This is a genomic window from Arthrobacter globiformis, assembly GCF_030815865.1.
GTDB lineage: Bacteria > Actinomycetota > Actinomycetes > Actinomycetales > Micrococcaceae > Arthrobacter > Arthrobacter globiformis_B.
In genome coordinates this window covers 1414214-1431340 of record NZ_JAUSXI010000001.1, presented here as the reverse complement: position 1 = coordinate 1431340, position 17127 = coordinate 1414214, and the positions used below count along the sequence as shown (strand labels likewise).

At 65.8% G+C, this 17127-nt stretch carries 18 protein-coding genes and 2 pseudogenes; 10 read left to right on the top strand and 10 right to left on the bottom strand.

The window, feature by feature from the left end:
• Positions 1–8: 8 nt before the first annotated feature.
• Complete coding sequence (locus QFZ33_RS06700; RefSeq protein ID WP_307025960.1) at positions 9–161, bottom strand: hypothetical protein; 153 nt, start codon at positions 159–161, stop codon at positions 9–11.
• A 560-nt stretch (positions 162–721) separates the two neighbouring features.
• Here QFZ33_RS06700 and QFZ33_RS06695 point away from each other — a divergent pair.
• Together QFZ33_RS06695 and QFZ33_RS06690 are read left to right on the top strand one after the other, a co-directional pair.
• Positions 722–1219 (top strand): thiamine pyrophosphate-dependent enzyme, encoded by a 498-nt coding sequence (locus QFZ33_RS06695; protein WP_307025959.1) that lies wholly within the window; start codon positions 722–724, stop codon positions 1217–1219.
• A gap of 39 nt (positions 1220–1258) precedes the next feature.
• Positions 1259–1483, top strand: coding sequence for a hypothetical protein (locus QFZ33_RS06690; protein WP_307025958.1), 225 nt, complete (start codon positions 1259–1261; stop codon positions 1481–1483).
• Between the two features lie 108 nt (positions 1484–1591).
• Here the strand turns inward: QFZ33_RS06690 and QFZ33_RS06685 are convergent, their stop codons facing one another.
• Entirely contained in the window at positions 1592–2668 is a 1077-nt protein-coding gene (locus QFZ33_RS06685) for a methyltransferase (RefSeq protein ID WP_444861225.1), read from the bottom strand.
• Between the two features lie 492 nt (positions 2669–3160).
• Between QFZ33_RS06685 and QFZ33_RS06680 the strand changes: the two genes are divergently transcribed.
• Positions 3161–3820 carry a diacylglycerol/lipid kinase family protein gene (locus tag QFZ33_RS06680; protein WP_307031698.1) on the top strand — a complete coding sequence of 220 codons (660 nt, stop codon included), beginning with the start codon at positions 3161–3163 and terminating at the stop codon, positions 3818–3820.
• Here the strand turns inward: QFZ33_RS06680 and QFZ33_RS06675 are convergent.
• Together QFZ33_RS06675 and QFZ33_RS06670 are read right to left on the bottom strand one after the other, a co-directional pair.
• Positions 3820–4728: pseudogene (locus QFZ33_RS06675) on the bottom strand (APC family permease); the annotation flags it as partial. The gene QFZ33_RS06680 and the pseudogene QFZ33_RS06675 overlap by 1 nt on opposite strands.
• Positions 4729–5316: 588 nt before the next feature.
• Positions 5317–5604, bottom strand: a complete 288-nt coding sequence (locus tag QFZ33_RS06670; protein ID WP_307025956.1) for a hypothetical protein — start codon at positions 5602–5604, stop codon at positions 5317–5319.
• Positions 5605–6486: 882 nt separating this feature from the next.
• Between QFZ33_RS06670 and QFZ33_RS06665 the strand changes: the two genes are divergently transcribed.
• Together QFZ33_RS06665 and QFZ33_RS06660 are read left to right on the top strand one after the other, a co-directional pair.
• Positions 6487–6723 (top strand): PEP/pyruvate-binding domain-containing protein, encoded by a 237-nt coding sequence (locus tag QFZ33_RS06665; protein WP_307025955.1) that lies wholly within the window; start codon positions 6487–6489, stop codon positions 6721–6723.
• A 295-nt stretch (positions 6724–7018) separates the two neighbouring features.
• Entirely contained in the window at positions 7019–8269 is a 1251-nt protein-coding gene (locus QFZ33_RS06660; protein ID WP_307025954.1) for an MFS transporter, read from the top strand.
• 33 nt (positions 8270–8302) lie between these two features.
• Here QFZ33_RS06660 and QFZ33_RS06655 read toward each other — a convergent pair.
• Positions 8303–8584, bottom strand: a pseudogene (locus tag QFZ33_RS06655) (MFS transporter); the annotation flags it as partial.
• A gap of 541 nt (positions 8585–9125) precedes the next feature.
• Between QFZ33_RS06655 and QFZ33_RS06650 the strand changes: the two are divergent.
• The 3 genes from QFZ33_RS06650 to QFZ33_RS06640 all read left to right on the top strand — a co-directional run bounded on the left by QFZ33_RS06650 (position 9126) and on the right by QFZ33_RS06640 (position 12381).
• A complete protein-coding gene (locus QFZ33_RS06650) occupies positions 9126–9440 on the top strand; it encodes a hypothetical protein (RefSeq protein WP_307025953.1) in 315 nt (104 codons plus the stop codon).
• 543 nt (positions 9441–9983) lie between these two features.
• The gene (locus tag QFZ33_RS06645) at positions 9984–11216 is read left to right on the top strand and encodes a LamG domain-containing protein (RefSeq protein ID WP_307025951.1); all 1233 of its coding nucleotides are present in this window, start codon (positions 9984–9986) and stop codon (positions 11214–11216) included.
• Positions 11217–11265: 49 nt separating this feature from the next.
• Positions 11266–12381, top strand: a complete 1116-nt coding sequence (locus tag QFZ33_RS06640) for an MFS transporter (RefSeq protein WP_373427332.1) — start codon at positions 11266–11268, stop codon at positions 12379–12381.
• Between the two features lie 51 nt (positions 12382–12432).
• Here the strand turns inward: QFZ33_RS06640 and QFZ33_RS06635 are convergent, their stop codons facing one another.
• The 4 genes from QFZ33_RS06635 to QFZ33_RS06620 all read right to left on the bottom strand — a co-directional run bounded on the left by QFZ33_RS06635 (position 12433) and on the right by QFZ33_RS06620 (position 15297).
• Positions 12433–12678, bottom strand: coding sequence for an ester cyclase (locus tag QFZ33_RS06635; protein WP_307025950.1), 246 nt, complete (start codon positions 12676–12678; stop codon positions 12433–12435).
• Between the two features lie 122 nt (positions 12679–12800).
• On the bottom strand, positions 12801–13181 hold the full coding sequence (locus tag QFZ33_RS06630) for a VOC family protein (RefSeq protein WP_307025948.1): 381 nt from the start codon (positions 13179–13181) through the stop codon (positions 12801–12803).
• 53 nt (positions 13182–13234) lie between these two features.
• Positions 13235–13555 (bottom strand): GYD domain-containing protein, encoded by a 321-nt coding sequence (locus QFZ33_RS06625; protein ID WP_307025946.1) that lies wholly within the window; start codon positions 13553–13555, stop codon positions 13235–13237.
• A gap of 227 nt (positions 13556–13782) precedes the next feature.
• Positions 13783–15297 carry an MFS transporter gene (locus QFZ33_RS06620; protein WP_307025945.1) on the bottom strand — a complete coding sequence of 505 codons (1515 nt, stop codon included), beginning with the start codon at positions 15295–15297 and terminating at the stop codon, positions 13783–13785.
• A gap of 254 nt (positions 15298–15551) precedes the next feature.
• Here QFZ33_RS06620 and QFZ33_RS06615 point away from each other — a divergent pair, with 254 nt between their 5' ends.
• Positions 15552–16133: a hypothetical protein gene (locus QFZ33_RS06615; RefSeq protein WP_307025944.1), complete on the top strand. Its 582-nt coding sequence runs from the start codon at positions 15552–15554 to the stop codon at positions 16131–16133.
• Positions 16134–16200: 67 nt separating this feature from the next.
• Complete coding sequence (locus tag QFZ33_RS06610; RefSeq protein WP_307025942.1) at positions 16201–16524, top strand: hypothetical protein; 324 nt, start codon at positions 16201–16203, stop codon at positions 16522–16524.
• A gap of 55 nt (positions 16525–16579) precedes the next feature.
• Here the strand turns inward: QFZ33_RS06610 and QFZ33_RS06605 are convergent, their stop codons facing one another.
• Positions 16580–17056 carry a winged helix-turn-helix transcriptional regulator gene (locus tag QFZ33_RS06605; protein WP_307025941.1) on the bottom strand — a complete coding sequence of 159 codons (477 nt, stop codon included), beginning with the start codon at positions 17054–17056 and terminating at the stop codon, positions 16580–16582.
• Between the last annotated feature and the right edge of the window lie 71 nt (positions 17057–17127).

Below are 17127 nucleotides of genomic sequence, written 5' to 3'. Positions count from 1 at the left end.
AGTGCCGTCTACCACCATCGGTGGCGGCACTCGTTATTTTGGCAAGCCCACTTGGCTATGCCACTTTCCACTTTGCCGGTAGCAAAATAAATGCGCTCTTCGGGCACAATGACGCAGCCGGCAAATTCCGCTTTCGGATATCGCTCGATGACGTCGGGCATAACCATTCCGTAGATGATCCGCCAAGATTCGTGCCCGCATACCGGGCATCTCCTTGTCGCAGCTTTTTTAGTCTTTCTCTCCTCAGTCATGTATGGAACTTAGCCGGCACCTGACATTTCCAGGGTTACAAAAATTTCTTAGCCGCTATGCGTTTTTTGTAACCCAAGAACTTCCGTTAGCAGCCCAGTGTTAGGTGGTATTCAGTTGCTGGCTGGAACTCCTATCAGGTTAATCTCGGGCTTACGTCTCCCAGTTTCTGGGACTTCGCCAAAGAGCCCGCGACAGCTGGAGCGGCTCCCAGGTCCCTCTTCGCCCTTTGACTCACCGAAAATTCCGATCAGCCGAGTGCGTTCCCGTCCGGCAGCCTTCAGTTTCCTCTGAGCAACCCAGTAATCTCGTCGTTCGGCACGGACACCGCAGCGGGGCTCATGGGTGAGGCCGATGTAGTCCTCGTGGCCGGGGCAAGCCTGAGCCCCTTCACCATGCGGTTCGGGCAACCTGCTCGGCCCGACAGCACCGTTATCCAGATCGACGCCGCCCTGCAGCCGACGCACCCTCGGTGGACGTGTTAGTCAGCGCGGATGCGAAGTCTGCCGCCGGACGCATCCTTCAACTGCTGGAAGGCGAGGCTTCAGCAGAAGCGTGGCGGGCGGAAGCCCGCAAGCGTCTGGCCGAAGGACCGGCCCACCACGCAGGTACCACGGAAACCGCTGACGGCCGGCTGGACCCTCGTTCCCTTGCCATCGCGTTGGACGCCGGCCTGCCGGAGCGCCGCACCGTGGTCCAGGACGGCGGGCACTTCCTCGGCTGGGTCCCCATGTACTGGCACATCCCGCGACCGCAGGACCTGGTCATGGTGGGCACGGCCTTCCAGACCATCGGGCTCGGCCTTGCCAGCGCCGTCAGCGCGGCCCGCGCGGTGGAGGACGGCCGCACCCTGGTGCTGGCCTCCGGCGACGGCGGTTTCCTGATGGGGCTGTCCGACCTCGAATCGCTGATTGGGGCGGCCAGGAGCGCCGTCGTCGTGATCTACAACGATGCCGCCTATGGAGCCTAGATCCACCAGTACGGCTCCCAGGGCCTGACCGAAAAGCCGATGCTGATCCCCGAAGTGGACTTCAGCGGCATCGCCCGCGCGCTCGGTGCGGAGTCGGCGATCATCCGCTCACTGGCGGACCTTTCCGCGCTCCAGGAGTGGATCGACGCCGGCGCCAAGGGGACCTTCGTGGCCGGCTGCCGCATCACGTCGAGCGTCCGGGCGCCGTGGCTGAGCGAGTGGATGGCGGCCTCGCAGGCCGCGAAGGCGGCGGTGGCGGGCTGACTTGCGGAGCCGTTGGGCTGGGCGGCACCCAGCCCACGCGCCGCCGTCGTACTCCCCGACGGCGGCCGCTGGCCAGGTGACCCGCCGGCTACGCCCTATCGCACCGGACTATCGGCGAACAAGCCGCCACAGCGACGTGACCTCGACCGTGCGCGCCTCGAACAGGGGATCGTCGCGGTCCGATGCCTTCGGATGCGTTGGCTTGGTGTCCAGCCGTTCCACCACCTTCAGCCCGGCCGCCGTGATGGCGTTCAGCAGATCGTCACGCGTCCGCAGGCCAAGGTGCTCGGCCAGGTCGGAGAGGACAAGCCAGGCCTCACCGCCCGGCTCCAGATGGTCGGAGAGTCCTTTCAGGAAGCGGAACAGCATCCTGCTCCCGGGGTCGTAGACGGCGTTGTCCAGGGTGGAATGCGGCGTGGCCGGGATCCAGGGCGGGTTGCACACGATGAGTGGTGCCCGCCCGGGCGGGAACATGTCGGTCAGGACGGCCTCAGCACGGTCCTGGACACCTAGGTTCCGGAAATTCTCGGTGGCGCAGGCGATGGCACGCGGTTCGTTGTCCGTCGCTACCACGCGGTGGACGCCGCGGCGCGCGAGGACTGCGGCGAGCACCCCGGTGCCGGTTCCGACGTCGAACGCCAGCGTGTCAGAGGGCAGCGGCGCGGCGGCCACGAGATCCACGTACTCACTCCGTGTGGGGAAGAACGTGCCATAGTGCGGGTGGATGCGGCCCTGCAGGGCATCGACGTAGACGCCATTCCGTCGCCACTCGTGGGCGCCAATTGCCCCGACAAGCTCATGCAGGGACACAACGGAAGGTTCGCCGATATCGCCGTACGCTTCAGCGGCGGCCTCCCGGATATCCGGTGCGCGGCGCAGCGGCACCACTGCGCCCGGATCAAGAGGAATCAGCAGAAGGCCGAGAATGCGTGCACGATGCGAGGCGAACTGGCGATGCCGATAAAACCCGTCGGCCGGAGATCCTTCGAATTTCTTCTTTCCGGCGCTTACCCGCCGATCCATGGCTTTGAGGATCTGCCGCGCATTGTGGAAGTCACCGTGCCAGAGCATCGCGATCCCCTGTGACGCCATCCGGTTCGCATCATCGGCGGTGAGGGAGTCGGCGACCACTTCGACGTGCGTCGGCGCCGGCGTGCCGTTCGCCGAACGCCACCGCGCGGTCATGCTGACACCGGCCTCGACCCAAGTCACGACGGCGGGCTCATCCACCGCAGCTGTGCGCGAGGGGTTGGACCGGTGTCGGGATTCCTACGGGAGCTGGCGAGTCGGTAGTGATAAGGATCCATTCCAAGAGCCCGGGGGCTGATCGGAGACTGACGATAGCGGCGCTGATCCACGACGTGGAAGGCGACGGCCCAGGATTCCGGACCCGTCATCCGGCCGCGCGAACCGAGCTTGGTTGATGGCTGCTATAGCCATTCAACCTGCATTGTCAGGATACAGGTGTGCCGTGGCCGCCGTCGGCGGTTCCAGCGTCATCGACAAGGCGCCGAAGTGGCTCACCCCTGTGGCGGACCGGCCCGGTTTGGAGGTGGGCGGCGACCCCGCCGAGCTGGTTTGTTCGCCGGCTTGCTTCGCCATGTCTAACCGCCGGGCCCGTGCGAGTCCTAGATCCCACCCAGTCCCCTGCGGGAATTCACAGGTCCGCGGCCTACCATGTCCCACATGAAGGCTGCCCGGGACGCCCGCTCTGCCGCCGTGGTGATCAATGCCGGATCACGCCGAGGAGCGGCACACGAACTTGCCGTGGACACGATGCGAAAGGCAGGCGTGCCAATCTCCTCCATGCACCACGTGCTGTCCGGGGGCGAGCTGGCCGCGACCCTTGACCGGGTGGTGGAGGACGGGCACGACCTGATCGTTGTGGGTGGCGGCGACGGGACCGTGACCGCCGCCGCCGGTCGGGTTGCCGGCATCGACGTTGCGCTCGGCGTTCTTCCGCTGGGCACCGCCAATGACTTCGCCCGCACGCTGGAGATACCGAACAATCTGGCCGAGGCGTGCGCTACCGTCGCTGAAGGGAAGGTGGTGGACATCGACCTCGGCCGGGCCAACGGTGAGCCATTCCTCAACGTCGCGTCATGGATGTCGGTGCCCGACTCCAGCTGTCCGAGCGCTATCCTCACGGTGGTTCTTTCCCTTCGGCCCAGGCGCCCAATCCAGGCGGCTGCCTCAACCGTCGCCTTTTCCGTGGCCGTCATTTCGGGCGGCGCCGCCTTGAAGCCGCGCGTGATCAAGGCCAGGACCACCACGCCCAGCACCAGCCAGGACACTCCCAGCGAAATCGCGTTGCTGTCCAGCTGTGAGAGCAGGTAGGCACAGATGACCGCTCCGATCACCGGCACCACCACGTAGGACACAGGATTCAGCTGCTCCTCCGCACGGCGCCGCCGCAGGTGGTGGAACACCACCGAGGCGTTCACCAAGGTGAAGGCGGTGAAGGCGGTGAAGGCGGTGAAGGCGCCGAAGTTGATGAACGAGGTGGAGGTGGCCACGTCCAGGAAGATCGCGATCAGCCCGATGATGCCCGTGACGACCAGATTCACCACCGGGGTGTGGAACTTCGCACTGAGCCGGCCGAAGACCGCCTTCGGCAGGACGGAGTCCCTGCCCATGGCGTACAGCAGGCGCGAGGCGCTGGCCTGCGCCGCAAGGCCGGAAGCAAACTGCGCCACCACCAGGCCCGCGAGGAAGACCGCGCCGAACAGCTGCCCGCCGATCTGCAGCGCGATGGAGCTGGCCGCGGAGGCCGAGTCCTCGAACACGCCGCCCGGGTGCACCAGCTGCGTGACATAGGAGACGGCCACGAAGATGCCGCCGCCGATCAGGGCGATCAGCATGATGGCGCGGGGCATGTTCTTGCGCGGCTCGATGGTCTCCTCGGTGAGGGTGGTGACGGCGTCGAATCCGAGGAACGAGTACGCGGCGATGGCGGCACCGGCGGAGATGGTGGCAAAGCTGGAGGTGTCGTTGAAGAACGGCTGCGTGCTGGCCAGGCCGCCGGCGCCGGCGGCGGACACCACGTTGCCGACGGACAGCGCCACGAAGAACACGATAACCAGCAGCTGGAACGCCATCAGCACGTAGTTGGCTTTGTCCGCCACCTTGATGCCCAGGATGTTCAGCAGTGTGGTGATGAGGATGAAGCCTACGATCCAGACCCCGATGGGGATCCCGGGGAACTGCGCAGTCAGGTAGGAGCCGCCGATGAGCCAGATGACCATGGGCAGGAAGAGGTAGTCAGCAGGATGGCCCAGCCCACCAGGAACCCGACCCGCGGGTGGATGGACCGGCGGACGTGGGCTGATCCGGCCCTGGTAGACGGGCAGTTCGACGGCATCTTCGCCGTCGCGGAACTGGGACCAGGCGCGGTTGAGGTTTTCGGTTCCATGCGTGCGGACGTGCTCGACGGCGGCAAGGTCCAGTTCCGCCGTGAGCAGCACCGGGGCGTCGTCGTCGGCCTCGCCCAGGGTGTTGCCCTCCGGATCCACGATGATGCTCAGGCCCTTGCCGGTGGGGCGGCGCAGTTGACGCTGACCACGAAGACCTGGTTCACGATGGCGTTGAGCTCGAATCGTTGAAGCACCCAGCGCCTTGTCGACCCCGACCAGGGGGCGGCGCACCCCCCGGGCCACAACGAGGCCGACTGGCAGGACCCGCGCGAAACCCGGAATCCTGAGGGAGCGCACTAAGCCGCGCGCCGGCGCTCTCCTCGATGGCACGAAAAAAGGAGGCCGATGACGACACCCAGTGTCGCCGTCGGCCTCCCTTTAAGCCCGCGGTGGTGCTATCCCACCCAGGGCGCTGGGGCTCTAGGCCGCCGTTGGAAGCGTTACGTAGCTGCCCTCGATGACGCTGGCGGCAACAACGGGAGTGCCGTCTACTGTGACATAGCTGCCACGGGTGACGGGGGGCAGGTTTCGGCCGCCAGCGACGGTGACATAGCTGCCCTCGGCGCCGACCGGGACGCTGCCGGCGGGGAGAGTCACGTAGCTGCCGCCGCGCACTGCGGTGTCAGCGACAGTGATCCCGGTAGCGTTCTTGAGGGTGGTTTCGGTGGTGGATGAGGAGGTTGCGGGGTGTTCGGTCAGCAAAGTCATGGGTTCTCCGTGGGGTTTCGGGATGAGGGCCATACAGGTTCTTGTGCCGCTCAAGCAGGAGGGCGGTTGCGCGTTGTATCGCTTGCCCCGCTGGCCCTGGTATGTTCACCGGTGCGGTACTCAAGGGCTACGGTGGCCTGTACCTAACTCTACGGCTTATCGCGAGCTACTCAAAATAACGTGGGAAGACTCACGTTATACGCCAGGCACCGAGGGATGACTACGTCATCCCCTACACGGCGCCAGCATCACATAGCCGCCCCCTCGGGCATTTCTCCCCTGTTAGCCGCCCGACGCCGGGACTAGTCTGATCCGCATCAACGTCCACCGCCGTCGAGAGGCCGTCATGGCGGGGTTTGTGCAGATCATCGAATTCAAGACATCCCGCATCAAGGAGATCGAAGAACTGGGCCGTCCCTCAAGAACCGAGGGGAGCACTCCGGCCACGTTCCGCCGCACTTGGAAACGTCGAGATGGCGGAACTGTGCGATGGACCCGTCATCTTCCACAATCTGGATGTCATGTGGGAGGACGCCGGAGACGGCGCGGACAACGGCTAGGAGCAGGACATCGGCTGCTGAAAGTCCCGTTCCGGAGCGGGGCGGAAGCGGGTACGAGGGTGGTTGTTGATCTCAGCCAGCTGGCATCAGCAGCCACAGTAGGCGGCAAGGCCCTCAAACCCGGCCGGCTTGCCGCTGCTGACTTTCCGGTCCGCCTCTTTCTGCCTGCCCACAGCCGGCTACCGGAAGGCCGCGCCCACGGAAATGGACGTCATCGCCGCCCGCCTGGACGGGGCGGGGCGGAGCCGCCCGAAGGCGATCGCGGACTCAAGGATGAAGAACGGGCCGGGCTCGCGCACTGTGACCGCGAGATGATGGCGGCATGGCCCGTACCGCCGACGTCGAGCCCGCCGTTCGCAGTGCGTATGCCGCAACGGACAACCGGCCAGTGGCGGTGCGTTCTTCTGCAACCGCCGAAGACCTGCCGTTTGCCAGCTTCGCCGGGCAGCAGGACTCCTTCATGGACGTGGTTAGAGCCGACGCCGTCATCGTGGACGTCCGGCGCTGCTGGGTCTCCCCCTGGACCGACCGGGCAGTGGGCCTTAGCGGTGGGACCTGAAGGGAATCGTCGCCGGCCGCCGTCGGCTGTACGACGTCGAACTCCGGCGGCGGCGCGTTCCGCGCCTTCTGCTCTCTGACGCACCGACGTCGAGGCCACCGTCATGCCCCAACAGGCTTCCGCGTCTTAGCTCTATGCAATTTTTGTGACTGCATTGCCCTGAACGGGATCCTCAAACAGGGTCTGGCAGGGGACTGCCTCACACAGAATAAATCCAGTAACTTTGTGGTTGGAACTTCCGGGCCAGCGACGTCCCCCCTTCCGCTCCTCCCCCTTCGAATGGATCCGCTCCCCCATGTCCTCCGCCCTGCCCCTGCCTGCGCCCAAACGGTTCCCGCTCGCCGCGATGCTGGTCCTTGCCACCATCACGTTCACGGCCATCACCACCGAACTCATGCCGTCGGGCCTGCTGCCGCAGATCAGCGAAGGCCTGAACGTCTCCGAGCCGGTGGCCGGCTATCTGGCCGCAGCGTATGCCGCCGTCATCGTGGTCACCGTAATTCCGGCGGCCCGGTTGCTGGCCAGGATCCCGCGGAAGACCCTCCTCATCTCCCTCGTCCTCACCTTCGCGCTCAGCAACGTCCTCGTGGGCCTCGCACCCAACTTCGCAGCGGCCATGGGCGCACGGCTTGTCGGCGGCCTGGCGCACGGCCTGCTCTGGACCACCGTGGCGCCATTCGTCTCCCGCGTGGTCCCGGCCGACAAAGTGGGCAAAGCCCTAGCCATCGTCTTCAGCGGCAACAGCCTCGGCATGGCCATCGGCGCTCCCGTCGGCACCGCGCTCGGCGCGCTCCTCGGCTGGCGCGCGTCCTTCCTCTTCCTGGCCGGCTTCAGCCTGCTCCTGACCGGCCTGGCGGTCTGGCTGCTTCCGCAGGTGCGCCGGGTCCCCGACGCCGTCCGCCCCTCGATGCGCAAGGCCATCGCCCAGCCCGGCGTGAAGTCCGTGGCCATCGCCTGGCCGCTGCTGGTCCTGGCCCACTTCGCGCTCTTCACCTACATCGCGCCGTTCATCCGTGAAGCCGGCCTGCCCGACTACGCCACGAGCCTCTCGCTCACCGTCCTCGGTGCCTCCGGCCTGATCGGCATCTGGATCGCGGGCATCACCGTGGACTCCCGGCCCCGCCGTTCGCTCATAATCACGACGGCGGCCATCGCCGTCGCGATGCTCCTCCTCCCGCTCGGGGGCGGAACCATCCCCGGCGCCATGATTCTCATGACCGTGTGGGGCGCAGGCCTCGGCGCAATCGGCATTTACAACCAGGCCGCCATCCTCCGCGCCGGGCGCGAGGACCGGGACGCGGCCAACGGCCTCACCGTCCTGACCATCCAACTCGGCATCACCATCGGAGCCCTCTACGGCTCCGCCGCCCTGGTCCTGGCCGGCCCGCTCATGGTTCCCGTCGCGGCGGCCCTGCCCGTCGTCGTCGCCCTTGTCATCACAATGGCCGGCAGGCAGCACGCCTACCCGCCGGGCCGCAGAGAGCGCGGCTGGACGGATCCGGAACTCAAGGAACCTGAAACTAAGGAGTCAGCGCTCCAGCCCTAGCAGCAGGATTACAGCCCGCGAACGAAAGCATACGGACCAGAACACGGCCGAGGTAAACATCGCCTTCCGCGGGCCGTTCCTGTCCACCCACGTGCCCATGACCGCGGCCGAGAGGCCCAACATCACGATGGCGATGGAGAAGATCACGCCGATTTCGGTCAGGCTGGCACCGAAATGCCTGACCAGGGCCGTCGTGTAGACGCTGGTCGCGTAGGCCTAGCCGATGCAGAGGTGGACCGCGAGCGCCGCCGGCGGCACGAGCCAGCGGTTGAACCCGGGCGGGGCAATGGTTCGTTCTCGGTCCAGGCAGCTCATGATTGCTCCTCGTCACGACGTCGATGTCCCTGCTGTTTCCAGCGCAGGTCCCAGCGGGTAAGCGCAGGTCCCAGCGGGTTCGGCGAACGGCGCGTTGTGCGCCGCTGTTGCCTCCGGTAATCATGGTGCACATTACATGCCTGCGCGGCGGTTTTGCGCCGAACGGTGCGAAATTAGCTACGAGCGGCAGGTTCCTCACGCTGCACGGGAGGCGGGCGCCACGGGATAAGACGCATCGTGGAGCCCGGAGTCCGGGCACCACGATGGGGCAGCAGTTAGCGTTCCGGAGCAGCCGGAGTCCGGTGACGGCCAGTCGGCCGAATGCGGCTTGAGACGTGCTGCCGAACAGCCTGCTGATGACTCTGGGCTGGCCCATTGCGTACAGGTGCGGGAAGGACGATGCGAGCATGAGACCGACCTGCTGGTGCTGTTGCCCGGCGCCGGCACGGCCGGCATCTAAGTCAAAGGCAACAAGGTCGGCGTCGAAAACGGGCCGTGGCACCAGTCGGACAGGGCCGGCAAGCGCGGCATCAAGAGCCCCGTGGCACAGTCCCAAGGCTCTTCGCATGCTTTCAAGAACTGGCTGGAGACCTGCCTCGGTTTCCGCCTCAGCGGCCGCTTCGCCTATCTTGTCAGCATCCCCTACACGGATGTCCCCAGGTACTGGACGAAGGGCGGATGCCCGCGGTCGCTGATCCGGGACCAGTCGGACATGAAGTCACCGGCGGAGCTGATCCGTCACGCCATCGAACACGAAGGCAGCGAAGCCATCCCCCAGGCGCCTTCCTTCCTGGATCGCAGCGACTCAAAATACCGGGCCAAACCGACGATTCATGGCTGTACATCGCCGCGGTAAGTGACGCTGTTTATGCACCGCCATTTGGCACCGCGCAGTTGGATCGATGGCACGTGAGCGTCAGTGAAACTTGGCCAGCCGTGGCAGGGCGGGCCGACCTGCTTAGCCTGTGCCAGATAAGACGTTTGCTAGTCCTGCGTCGCGGAACCGGTGAGGGGAATCCTGGCCCGGCCGAATATTGACTGTTCTTCGGCTGCGGCCTGGATCTGAGTGCTGGTGCCTCGGGAACCTTCCCTTGATTCCGTCCCGAGCGTATCTTTAGGGCCTGTGACCATCCTTCTAAGATGGCCCCGGTATTCCGGATCTTATTCTTCAGGAAGACGAGAGGCCATCATGGGAATCAGGGAGATCACCAAGGCGGGGGGCGTGAATACGACCTCACAACCGTCATCTCGTCACCGCCGGTCGCGAACCATCGCCGTAATGCTCGCCGGCGTTCTGCTTGGAACGCTCGCGGCTTGCAGCTCTTCTAACGAGTCTTCTAACGAGCCAGACGCCGCGAACGTATGGCCCCTTACGGGTCCGGAAGCTGCGGTGGGTGGCGTGGCCCTTTCAGTCGAAGGCGGAGCCCGGTGGACGGGCGAGGGCTTGCAGGTGAACGGCGCCGACTACGCCAGCACCTCGGCGCGTGGCCCTATCGCCACCAACTCGAGCTTCACGGTGAGCGCATGGGTACGCCCGACGGGGCAGCCCGGGGAGTACGTCACGGTCCTTAGCCAGGCGGGGGACGTCGCCGGGCCATTTTTCCTGGGCGTCGCCGAAGGGTTTTGGTCGTTCTCGGTCAAACCTGAGGATGGCAACGGGGACGCCTTCGTGACTAACCGCGACCGAGCGACACGGGTCGAGGTGAAACCGGACGCCTGGGTACATCTCGCGGGAGTCTATGATTCCGCTGACGGGCGGGCCCGATTCTTTCTCAACGGCTACCCGGTCAGCGAACAAGGGGTCGCCACCGACCCCTTGTACGAAGCGAAAGGCCCGCTGCTGTTCGGTCGCGGCCAGGCGCGCTCACAACCGGCTGACTTCTTCAAAGGCACCCTTGCCGACGTGCGAACCTGGGCGCGGGCCCTCAATGCTGATGAGGTGGCCGCTGCTGCGCGCGTCGCGGCACCGGACGGTGCCCCGCTCGATCGACCAGAGCAGTCGGCGCCGATTGTCTGCCAGAATCCGCATGGCGGTATCTGTCTCGGTTCCCTTAATGCGGGTACCTACTCGACCACGTCCTTTGAACCGAAATTGTCGTACACGGTCCCCCCAGGCTGGGCCAACGGCGAGGATCTGCCCGGGAATGTACTGCTGAAGCGGAACGACGATCCAGAAGAGGGCGCCTGGGGCGGCAGCTACATCGGCGTCTACCAGAATGTCCGCGCACCCGCGCTCTGCGGTGAAGAAGCGCAGCCCGGGGTAGGTACGAGCGCCGCGGAACTCGCCGCGTGGTACCGCACGATACCGGGTCTCGAGATCGTGCGGGCCGCTCCCGTGACGGTGGGCGGCTTGTCCGGTGTCGCGCTTGATCTCCGGGTGAGTGACGGGTGGAGGAGCCCATGCCCGCTCGACGGCGTCATCCACGCGGTTCCGGTCATCATCGGCGGCGGAGTCTCTGCCTTGCATCACGTGATCGGCGCCCCCGTGGAAATGCGCCTCTTCCTGCTCGACTGGGAAAAAGGAAACGTCGCGATCGAGGTGACGGCCGTGCTCGAGCAGCACAGCCTCATGGACTATCTTGGGGGAGCCGGAGCTGGCGCAGTCGTTGACTCCTTCGAGTTCGGATCATGACCGACGGCTGCATCGGGATTATTAGGAGTCAGATTGTGTTGCTGACGACATAGGCGATGGCGACCCGGTGGCCGGCTACCTCGCCGCAGCGTATGCCGCCGTCATCGTGGTCACGGTGATCCCGGCCGCCCGGCTGCTGGCCAGGATCCCGCGGAAGACCCTGCTCATCTCACTCGTCCTCACCTTCGCGCTCAGCAACGTCCTCGTCGGCCTCGCACCCAACTTCGCAGCGGCCATGGGCGCGCGGCTTGTCGGCGGCCTGGCGCACGGCCTGCTCTGGACCACCGTCGCGCCGTTCGTCTCCCGCGTGGTCCCGGCCGACAAAGTGGGCAAAGCCCTGGCCATCGTCTTCAGCGGCAACAGCCTGGGCATGGCCATCGGCGCTCCCGTGGGCACCGCGCTCGGCGCGCTCCTCGGCTGGCGCGCGTCCTTCCTCTTCCTGGCCGGCTTCAGCCTGCTCCTGACCGGCCTGGCCGTCTGGCTGCTGCCGCAGGTCCGCCGGGTCCCCGACGCCGTCCGCCCCTCGATGCGCAAGGCCATCGCTCAGCCCGGCGTGAAATCCGTGGCCATCGCCTGGCCGCTGCTGGTCCTGGCCCACTTCGCGCTCTTCACCTACATCGCGCCGTTCATCCGCGAAGCCGGCCTGCCCGACTACGCCACCAGCCTCTCCCTCACCGTCCTCGGCACGTCCGGCCTGATCGGCATCTGGATCGCGGGCGTCACCGTGGATTCGCGGCCGCGCCGTTCGCTCATAATCACGACGGCGGCCATCGCCGCCGCGATGCTCCTCCTCCCGCTCGGCGGCGGAACGATTCCCGGCGCCATGGTCCTCATGACCGTGTGGGGCGCAGGCCTCGGCGCAATCGGCATCTACAACCAGGCCGCCATCCTCCGCGCCGGGCGCGAGGACCGGGACGCCGCCAACGGCCTCACCGTCCTGACCATCCAGCTGGGCATCACCATCGGCGCGCTCTATGGCTCCGCCGCCCTGGTGCTGGCCGGCCCGCTCATGGTGCCCGTCGCAGCGGCGGTGCCGGTCGTCGTCGCGTTCGTCATCACGCTGGCGGGCCGGCGGCACGCCTACCCGCCGGGCCGCAGAGAGCGCGGCTGGTCCAATGCCGCGGTCAGGGAGCCGGAAGCCGCGGAGCCTGCGCTCCGGCACTGAAAAGGAGGCCGACTTGCCGGCCTCCTTTTGTTCAGATCCGGGCCATCCGGCTCACATCCCGGGCATCAGCCCGAGCTGCCCCATCATTGTGGCGACATCCGGATGGGCACGGAAGGAGACGATCTTTCCGTCCCTGACGGAGGCGAAGTACGCTCCGGTCGCAGTCACCGACTTGCCCGTGGCCGGAATTTCCTTGTCTCCCATGTGCAGCGGACCGGTGTTGGTGGGACGCTCAGGCGGTCCCCCGTGCGAGGCCCGCGCTTCCTCATAGCTGCTGTCGAACGGCAGGGTGTCCATCTCCAGCAGCGGGTTCCTGTCCTGCGCGCCAGGTACCTGGCGAAGCAGCTGGCCGCCACGCGGGCTCCGCAGGACGAAGCGGAGGTTAGCGGGGCCGAGTTGCCCCGCTTGGGAGTTAGCCGTTACGCGCGCTGGGAGAGGTTGAGAATGTTCCCTTCGCTGTCCAGGAACCAAGCGGCCTTCCCCCAGTCGCTCGTGGCAATGCCGTTCTCCGTCTTCAACCCGGGCATGTCGTACTCTTCAAAGACGACGCCGCGGGCCCGCAGCTCCTCCACTTCGCGTTCCAGGTTGTCCGTGGCCCAGCCCATCTGGGTGTTCTTCGCCGTCCCTGCATTGTCTGTCTGGTAAATGAGGAGTCCCGTTCCGTGGCCGCCGCGGTAAAAAAGGCTGCCTTCCTCCGGGGACTCGGCAGGTTCCAGCCCCAGCTTGTCCCGATAGAAATCCTTGGCCCGGTTGATGTCCTTCGCGGGCAGAACAGCCATGATGTCCAAATCCGTGAGCATGATGATTTCCTTTCTGCATTGTTCTCTGGTGGATGGCGGTGCTCTCCCACGCCCTACTGCCCCGGGGCGCGGTATGACGGTGTCTTCTTGGCCGCCTCGTCGATGTCTTCCGGCGTCATGAGCGGCTTCAGGCGCAGATTCACGGCGCCCGTCGAATTGATCGTCAGCGAAAGTGCCGCGGCGTTGGCCTGATCCGGGATATCCAGGACGCCCAGGACGTCGGTGTCCCCGAAAGCGAAGTAGAAGCTCTCCAGCGATCCTCCAACGGATTTGAGGGCGTCCACCACCGCGTCCCGCCGCTTGGAGCCGCCTTCCCGCATCAGCCCCTTGATTCCTTCACCCACGTAGTTCCCTTCAAACAGATACTTGGTCATGGTCTTTCCTGTTCCGTTATGGTCCCAGGACACGGGCGCCCCAGGGCGTGCCTGACACCCGTGGCGGTGGGTCCTGGAGCGGTCCCGGAGTGGGGCCGTGCGCACAGCGTAGGCCTACTTCGGCGCGCTAACAACGGCTGTCTGCTAACTCCGCGGACGCGAGTCCGCCACCGCCGGACTGCATCGTCCGGGAGCTGTGTTCGACGTCCCCGCTTACCGACGATCGCTCACATCACCGTCGGCCTGTCAGGGCGTCCCCCATGCGCCGCCCGTGCTTCCTCGTAGCTGCTGTCGAACGGCAGCGAGTCCATCTCCAGCAAGGGGTTGTGGTCCTGCGTCGCCACCAGCTCGCGGGCGGCTTCTTCCGAATCCACGCTGGGCATGGAGCCGGGCAGGTGCCGCCGGGCGGATTCGGGCAGGAAGTAGATGGCGACCGCGGCGATGGCGGACGTCGCCATGAGGTAGAACGCCGGCATCAGGTCGTTGCCGGTCAGCTGGATGAGCGCGGCAATGATGAATGGGGTAGTCCCGCCGAAGATGGCCACGGCGAAGTTGTAGGCGATGCCCATGGCAGAGTAGCGGTGGGCCGTGGGGAACAGCGCCGGGAGCGCGGACGCGAGAATGGCAACGAAAAACGCCACGGGAAACGCGACGAGTGCCAGGCCGGCGAGCGTGGCGGGAACGGTGCCGACCGAGATCAGAAGGAACGCGGGGAGCGACAGCACCACCGTGCTGATGGCCCCGATCCAGAGCACGGGCCGGCGGCCGATCCTGTCTGAGAGGCGTCCCGTCAGCGGGATGCACAGGGACATGACCACCAGCACCGGAACGGTCAGCAGCGTCCCGTGGATCTCGTCGTAGCCCTTGTTGGTGGTCAGGTACGTGGGCATGTAGGACGTGAGGGCATAGCCCACGGTGTTGCCGGCGGCCACGAGGATCATGGCCAGCACGATGCGGCGCCAGTGGTCCTTAAAGATCGCCACCGGGCCGACGGGGCGGAGCTCGTCGTCGGTCTCGTGATGTGCGGCGGCCACGGCTTCCGCCTCCTGCGTGGCCTTGAAGGCGGGCGACTCCTCGATCTTCAGGCGGAAGTAGATGGCCACGATGCCCAGCGGGCCGGCGATCAGGAATGGGATGCGCCAGCCCCAGGCCTCCATCTGGGGCTGCCCCAGAACGAGTTGGAGCACCGATACCAGTCCCGCCCCCAGGGCGAAGCCGAGATAGCTGCCCATGTCCAGGAAGCTGACGAAGAATCCCCGGCGGTGGTCCGGCGAATGCTCGCACACAAACGTGGTGGCCCCGGAGTACTCACCGCCGGTGGAAAAGCCTTGGATCAGCTTGGTGACCACCAGCAGCACGGCGGCCCAGATGCCCAGCACCGCGTACCCGGGAAGCAGGCCGACGACGAACGTCGCCCCGGCCATCAGCATCAGGGTCATGGCCAGGACCTTTTGCCGGCCGATCTTGTCGCCCAGCCACCCGAAGAAGACACCACCCAGCGGCCGGGCGATGAACGTGGCACCGAAGGTTCCCAGCAGGAACAGGTTCTGCACGGCCCTGTCCGCCTCGGGCAGGAACACGGGGCCCATGGTGGTAATCAGATAGCCGAACACGCCGACGTCGTACCATTCCATCGTGTTGCCTACGATGGTGCCGCCGAGCGCCTTCCGCAGGGTCCGGTGCTCGACGACGTTGATGTCGGAGACGCGCAGCCGCCGCGGCTGCAGATTGTGCTCTCTCATGGATCGGTCACCGCCTGTTTTCAGGCTGGGCGCGTGCCGTCAGTTTGCCGGCATCCCCGTTCGGTGGAGGCCCAACTCTCCGACCATCTTCCCACTGCCCTACTGGCACAACAATGAAAAACCGCAGCTTACTCACAGGACCCTGGCCTCCGCGGTCGTGCGTACAGCGGCGACTGGGATAGGCTCGCTTGCGGCCCGAACAGGCATCGACACCAACGGTAACGGGCGGGAATTCCTTGGATCTACTGGGCGGCATGAGCCGAGATGAACTCAGCACCCTTTCTTGGGTTGTGGCCACCGTCTTCGCGCTTGCGGTCGGTGTTTGGCGTCCTCGCAGGCTTCATTGGACCGTGCTTGGTGCCGTCCTGCTCTTCGCGGCACTCAACGCCGGTGCCGGGATCTACATCCTGAACCATGTCGGTGACCCGCGCTGGTCGCCAGGGGAACCGCTGAGTGCTCCGTCGCTTTCCGGGACGCCCATGGTGGGGCAGTTTCTGGGAGCCTTGGACTCCGCCCTAAACGAAGTGGTCGGCGGGGTGAACCAGTTCCTGGCATTCAAGCAGGCACTTCCCGTAGCGCTGAACTTCCTTGCCGCGTCCGGCTGGGCACTGCTGCTGTCGTTCCCGCTTGGCATTCTCGCCACCGTCATCAGTTACGTCATGGATAGGCGCCGAATGGCGGACTTCGAAAAGTACCGTGCCACCGTTGACCTGCTCAAAGATGAGCTTGAGGAGGTCAAGCGGCAGATTTCGACAGGGAATTCCGTCGGCACGGCACTCCCTCCGGGGGACGAGGTCACCGATGTGCCCCAGACTGGCGCACAGGGGTTGATGTAGGTGGCGAAGGGCCTCAATAGGGGCTGGCCCAGGGAGCAGGCGCCCCGGTGCGCGGGATAATGGAAGCATGACCGATCGGGATCACGACGAGGATCTGTGGCAGGAGTTCGACCGGCTCCCAGCCGCAGGGCCCGACCGCGTCCACGGGCTGCCCGGAGGACAGCCGCAGGGCTTTGGCTTCCGCACCGGCGTTCGCAGTGCACGGGTGGCCCTGGGATTTGCCGTGTACGCCCTGTGCCTAGGAACGGTGCTGGTCCTCACCGGCGCGGTTGCGTTCATGAGCCAGGGGCGGTGGCTGCTGCTCGGACTGATGGTGCTGATTGAGGCAGTCTTCATCTTTGCCTTCAGCCGGCTGGCACGCCAGGCACGCAACCGGCGCTCGGCCGAGTAGCCGCGCGAGGACGACGGCGGGAAGTACTGCCGCCGTCCCCTGTCTGGTTTTGTGGTTACTGGTCGGAGTTCGTACCTGCCGTTGACACCAGCGGTCCGAACATCAAACTTCCTGGCGTAAACTCCTCGCCGCATTCCGCACACAACACCAACGGTTTCAGGTCGGCCCCGCAACTGTGCCGGTAGGAGGCACGGGGCGTCTCGTCGCGCATCCACGTACTGCTCCAGGCCGCGAGTGAAATGAGAATGGGCGCGACTTCGACCCCGGAAGTTGTGAGGTGGTATTCGTAGCGCGCGGGGCGCTCGGAGTACTGGACGCGTTCGATCACGCCACGGCTTTCAAGTGTGCGGAGCCGGCCCGTCAGGATGTCGCGGGACGCGCCGGTATTGCGTGCGATCTGATCGAAGCGATGAACGCCCAGCGACATCTCACGAAGCGCCAGCAGCGCCCATCGCTCCCCCAACACGTCGAGGCCTGCCGCGATGAAACACGCCCTCGGCGCGCTAACTGACGTATCGGTCGGCTGATTCACCGTTCACCTGCTTTCAGTGCTCTCCCACAAGTATACAGGTCAGTTGGAAAATCCAACTGACTCCGGTAGCC

Excerpts from the sequence above, each read along its gene's own strand:
- QFZ33_RS06700 (WP_307025960.1), bottom strand. The coding sequence starts at position 161 with ATGCCCGACGTCATCGAGCGATATCCGAAAGCGGAATTTGCCGGCTGC.
- QFZ33_RS06690 (WP_307025958.1), top strand. The coding sequence starts at position 1,259 with ATGCTGATCCCCGAAGTGGACTTCAGCGGCATCGCCCGCGCGCTCGGT.
- QFZ33_RS06685 (WP_444861225.1), bottom strand. The coding sequence starts at position 2,668 with ATGACCGCGCGGTGGCGTTCGGCGAACGGCACGCCGGCGCCGACGCAC.
- QFZ33_RS06680 (WP_307031698.1), top strand. The coding sequence starts at position 3,161 with ATGTCCCACATGAAGGCTGCCCGGGACGCCCGCTCTGCCGCCGTGGTG.
- QFZ33_RS06670 (WP_307025956.1), bottom strand. The coding sequence starts at position 5,604 with ATGACTTTGCTGACCGAACACCCCGCAACCTCCTCATCCACCACCGAA.
- QFZ33_RS06665 (WP_307025955.1), top strand. The coding sequence starts at position 6,487 with ATGGCCCGTACCGCCGACGTCGAGCCCGCCGTTCGCAGTGCGTATGCC.
- QFZ33_RS06660 (WP_307025954.1), top strand. The coding sequence starts at position 7,019 with ATGTCCTCCGCCCTGCCCCTGCCTGCGCCCAAACGGTTCCCGCTCGCC.
- QFZ33_RS06635 (WP_307025950.1), bottom strand. The coding sequence starts at position 12,678 with ATGGACACCCTGCCGTTCGACAGCAGCTATGAGGAAGCGCGGGCCTCG.
- QFZ33_RS06630 (WP_307025948.1), bottom strand. The coding sequence starts at position 13,181 with ATGCTCACGGATTTGGACATCATGGCTGTTCTGCCCGCGAAGGACATC.
- QFZ33_RS06625 (WP_307025946.1), bottom strand. The coding sequence starts at position 13,555 with ATGACCAAGTATCTGTTTGAAGGGAACTACGTGGGTGAAGGAATCAAG.
- QFZ33_RS06620 (WP_307025945.1), bottom strand. The coding sequence starts at position 15,297 with ATGAGAGAGCACAATCTGCAGCCGCGGCGGCTGCGCGTCTCCGACATC.
- QFZ33_RS06615 (WP_307025944.1), top strand. The coding sequence starts at position 15,552 with ATGAGCCGAGATGAACTCAGCACCCTTTCTTGGGTTGTGGCCACCGTC.
- QFZ33_RS06610 (WP_307025942.1), top strand. The coding sequence starts at position 16,201 with ATGACCGATCGGGATCACGACGAGGATCTGTGGCAGGAGTTCGACCGG.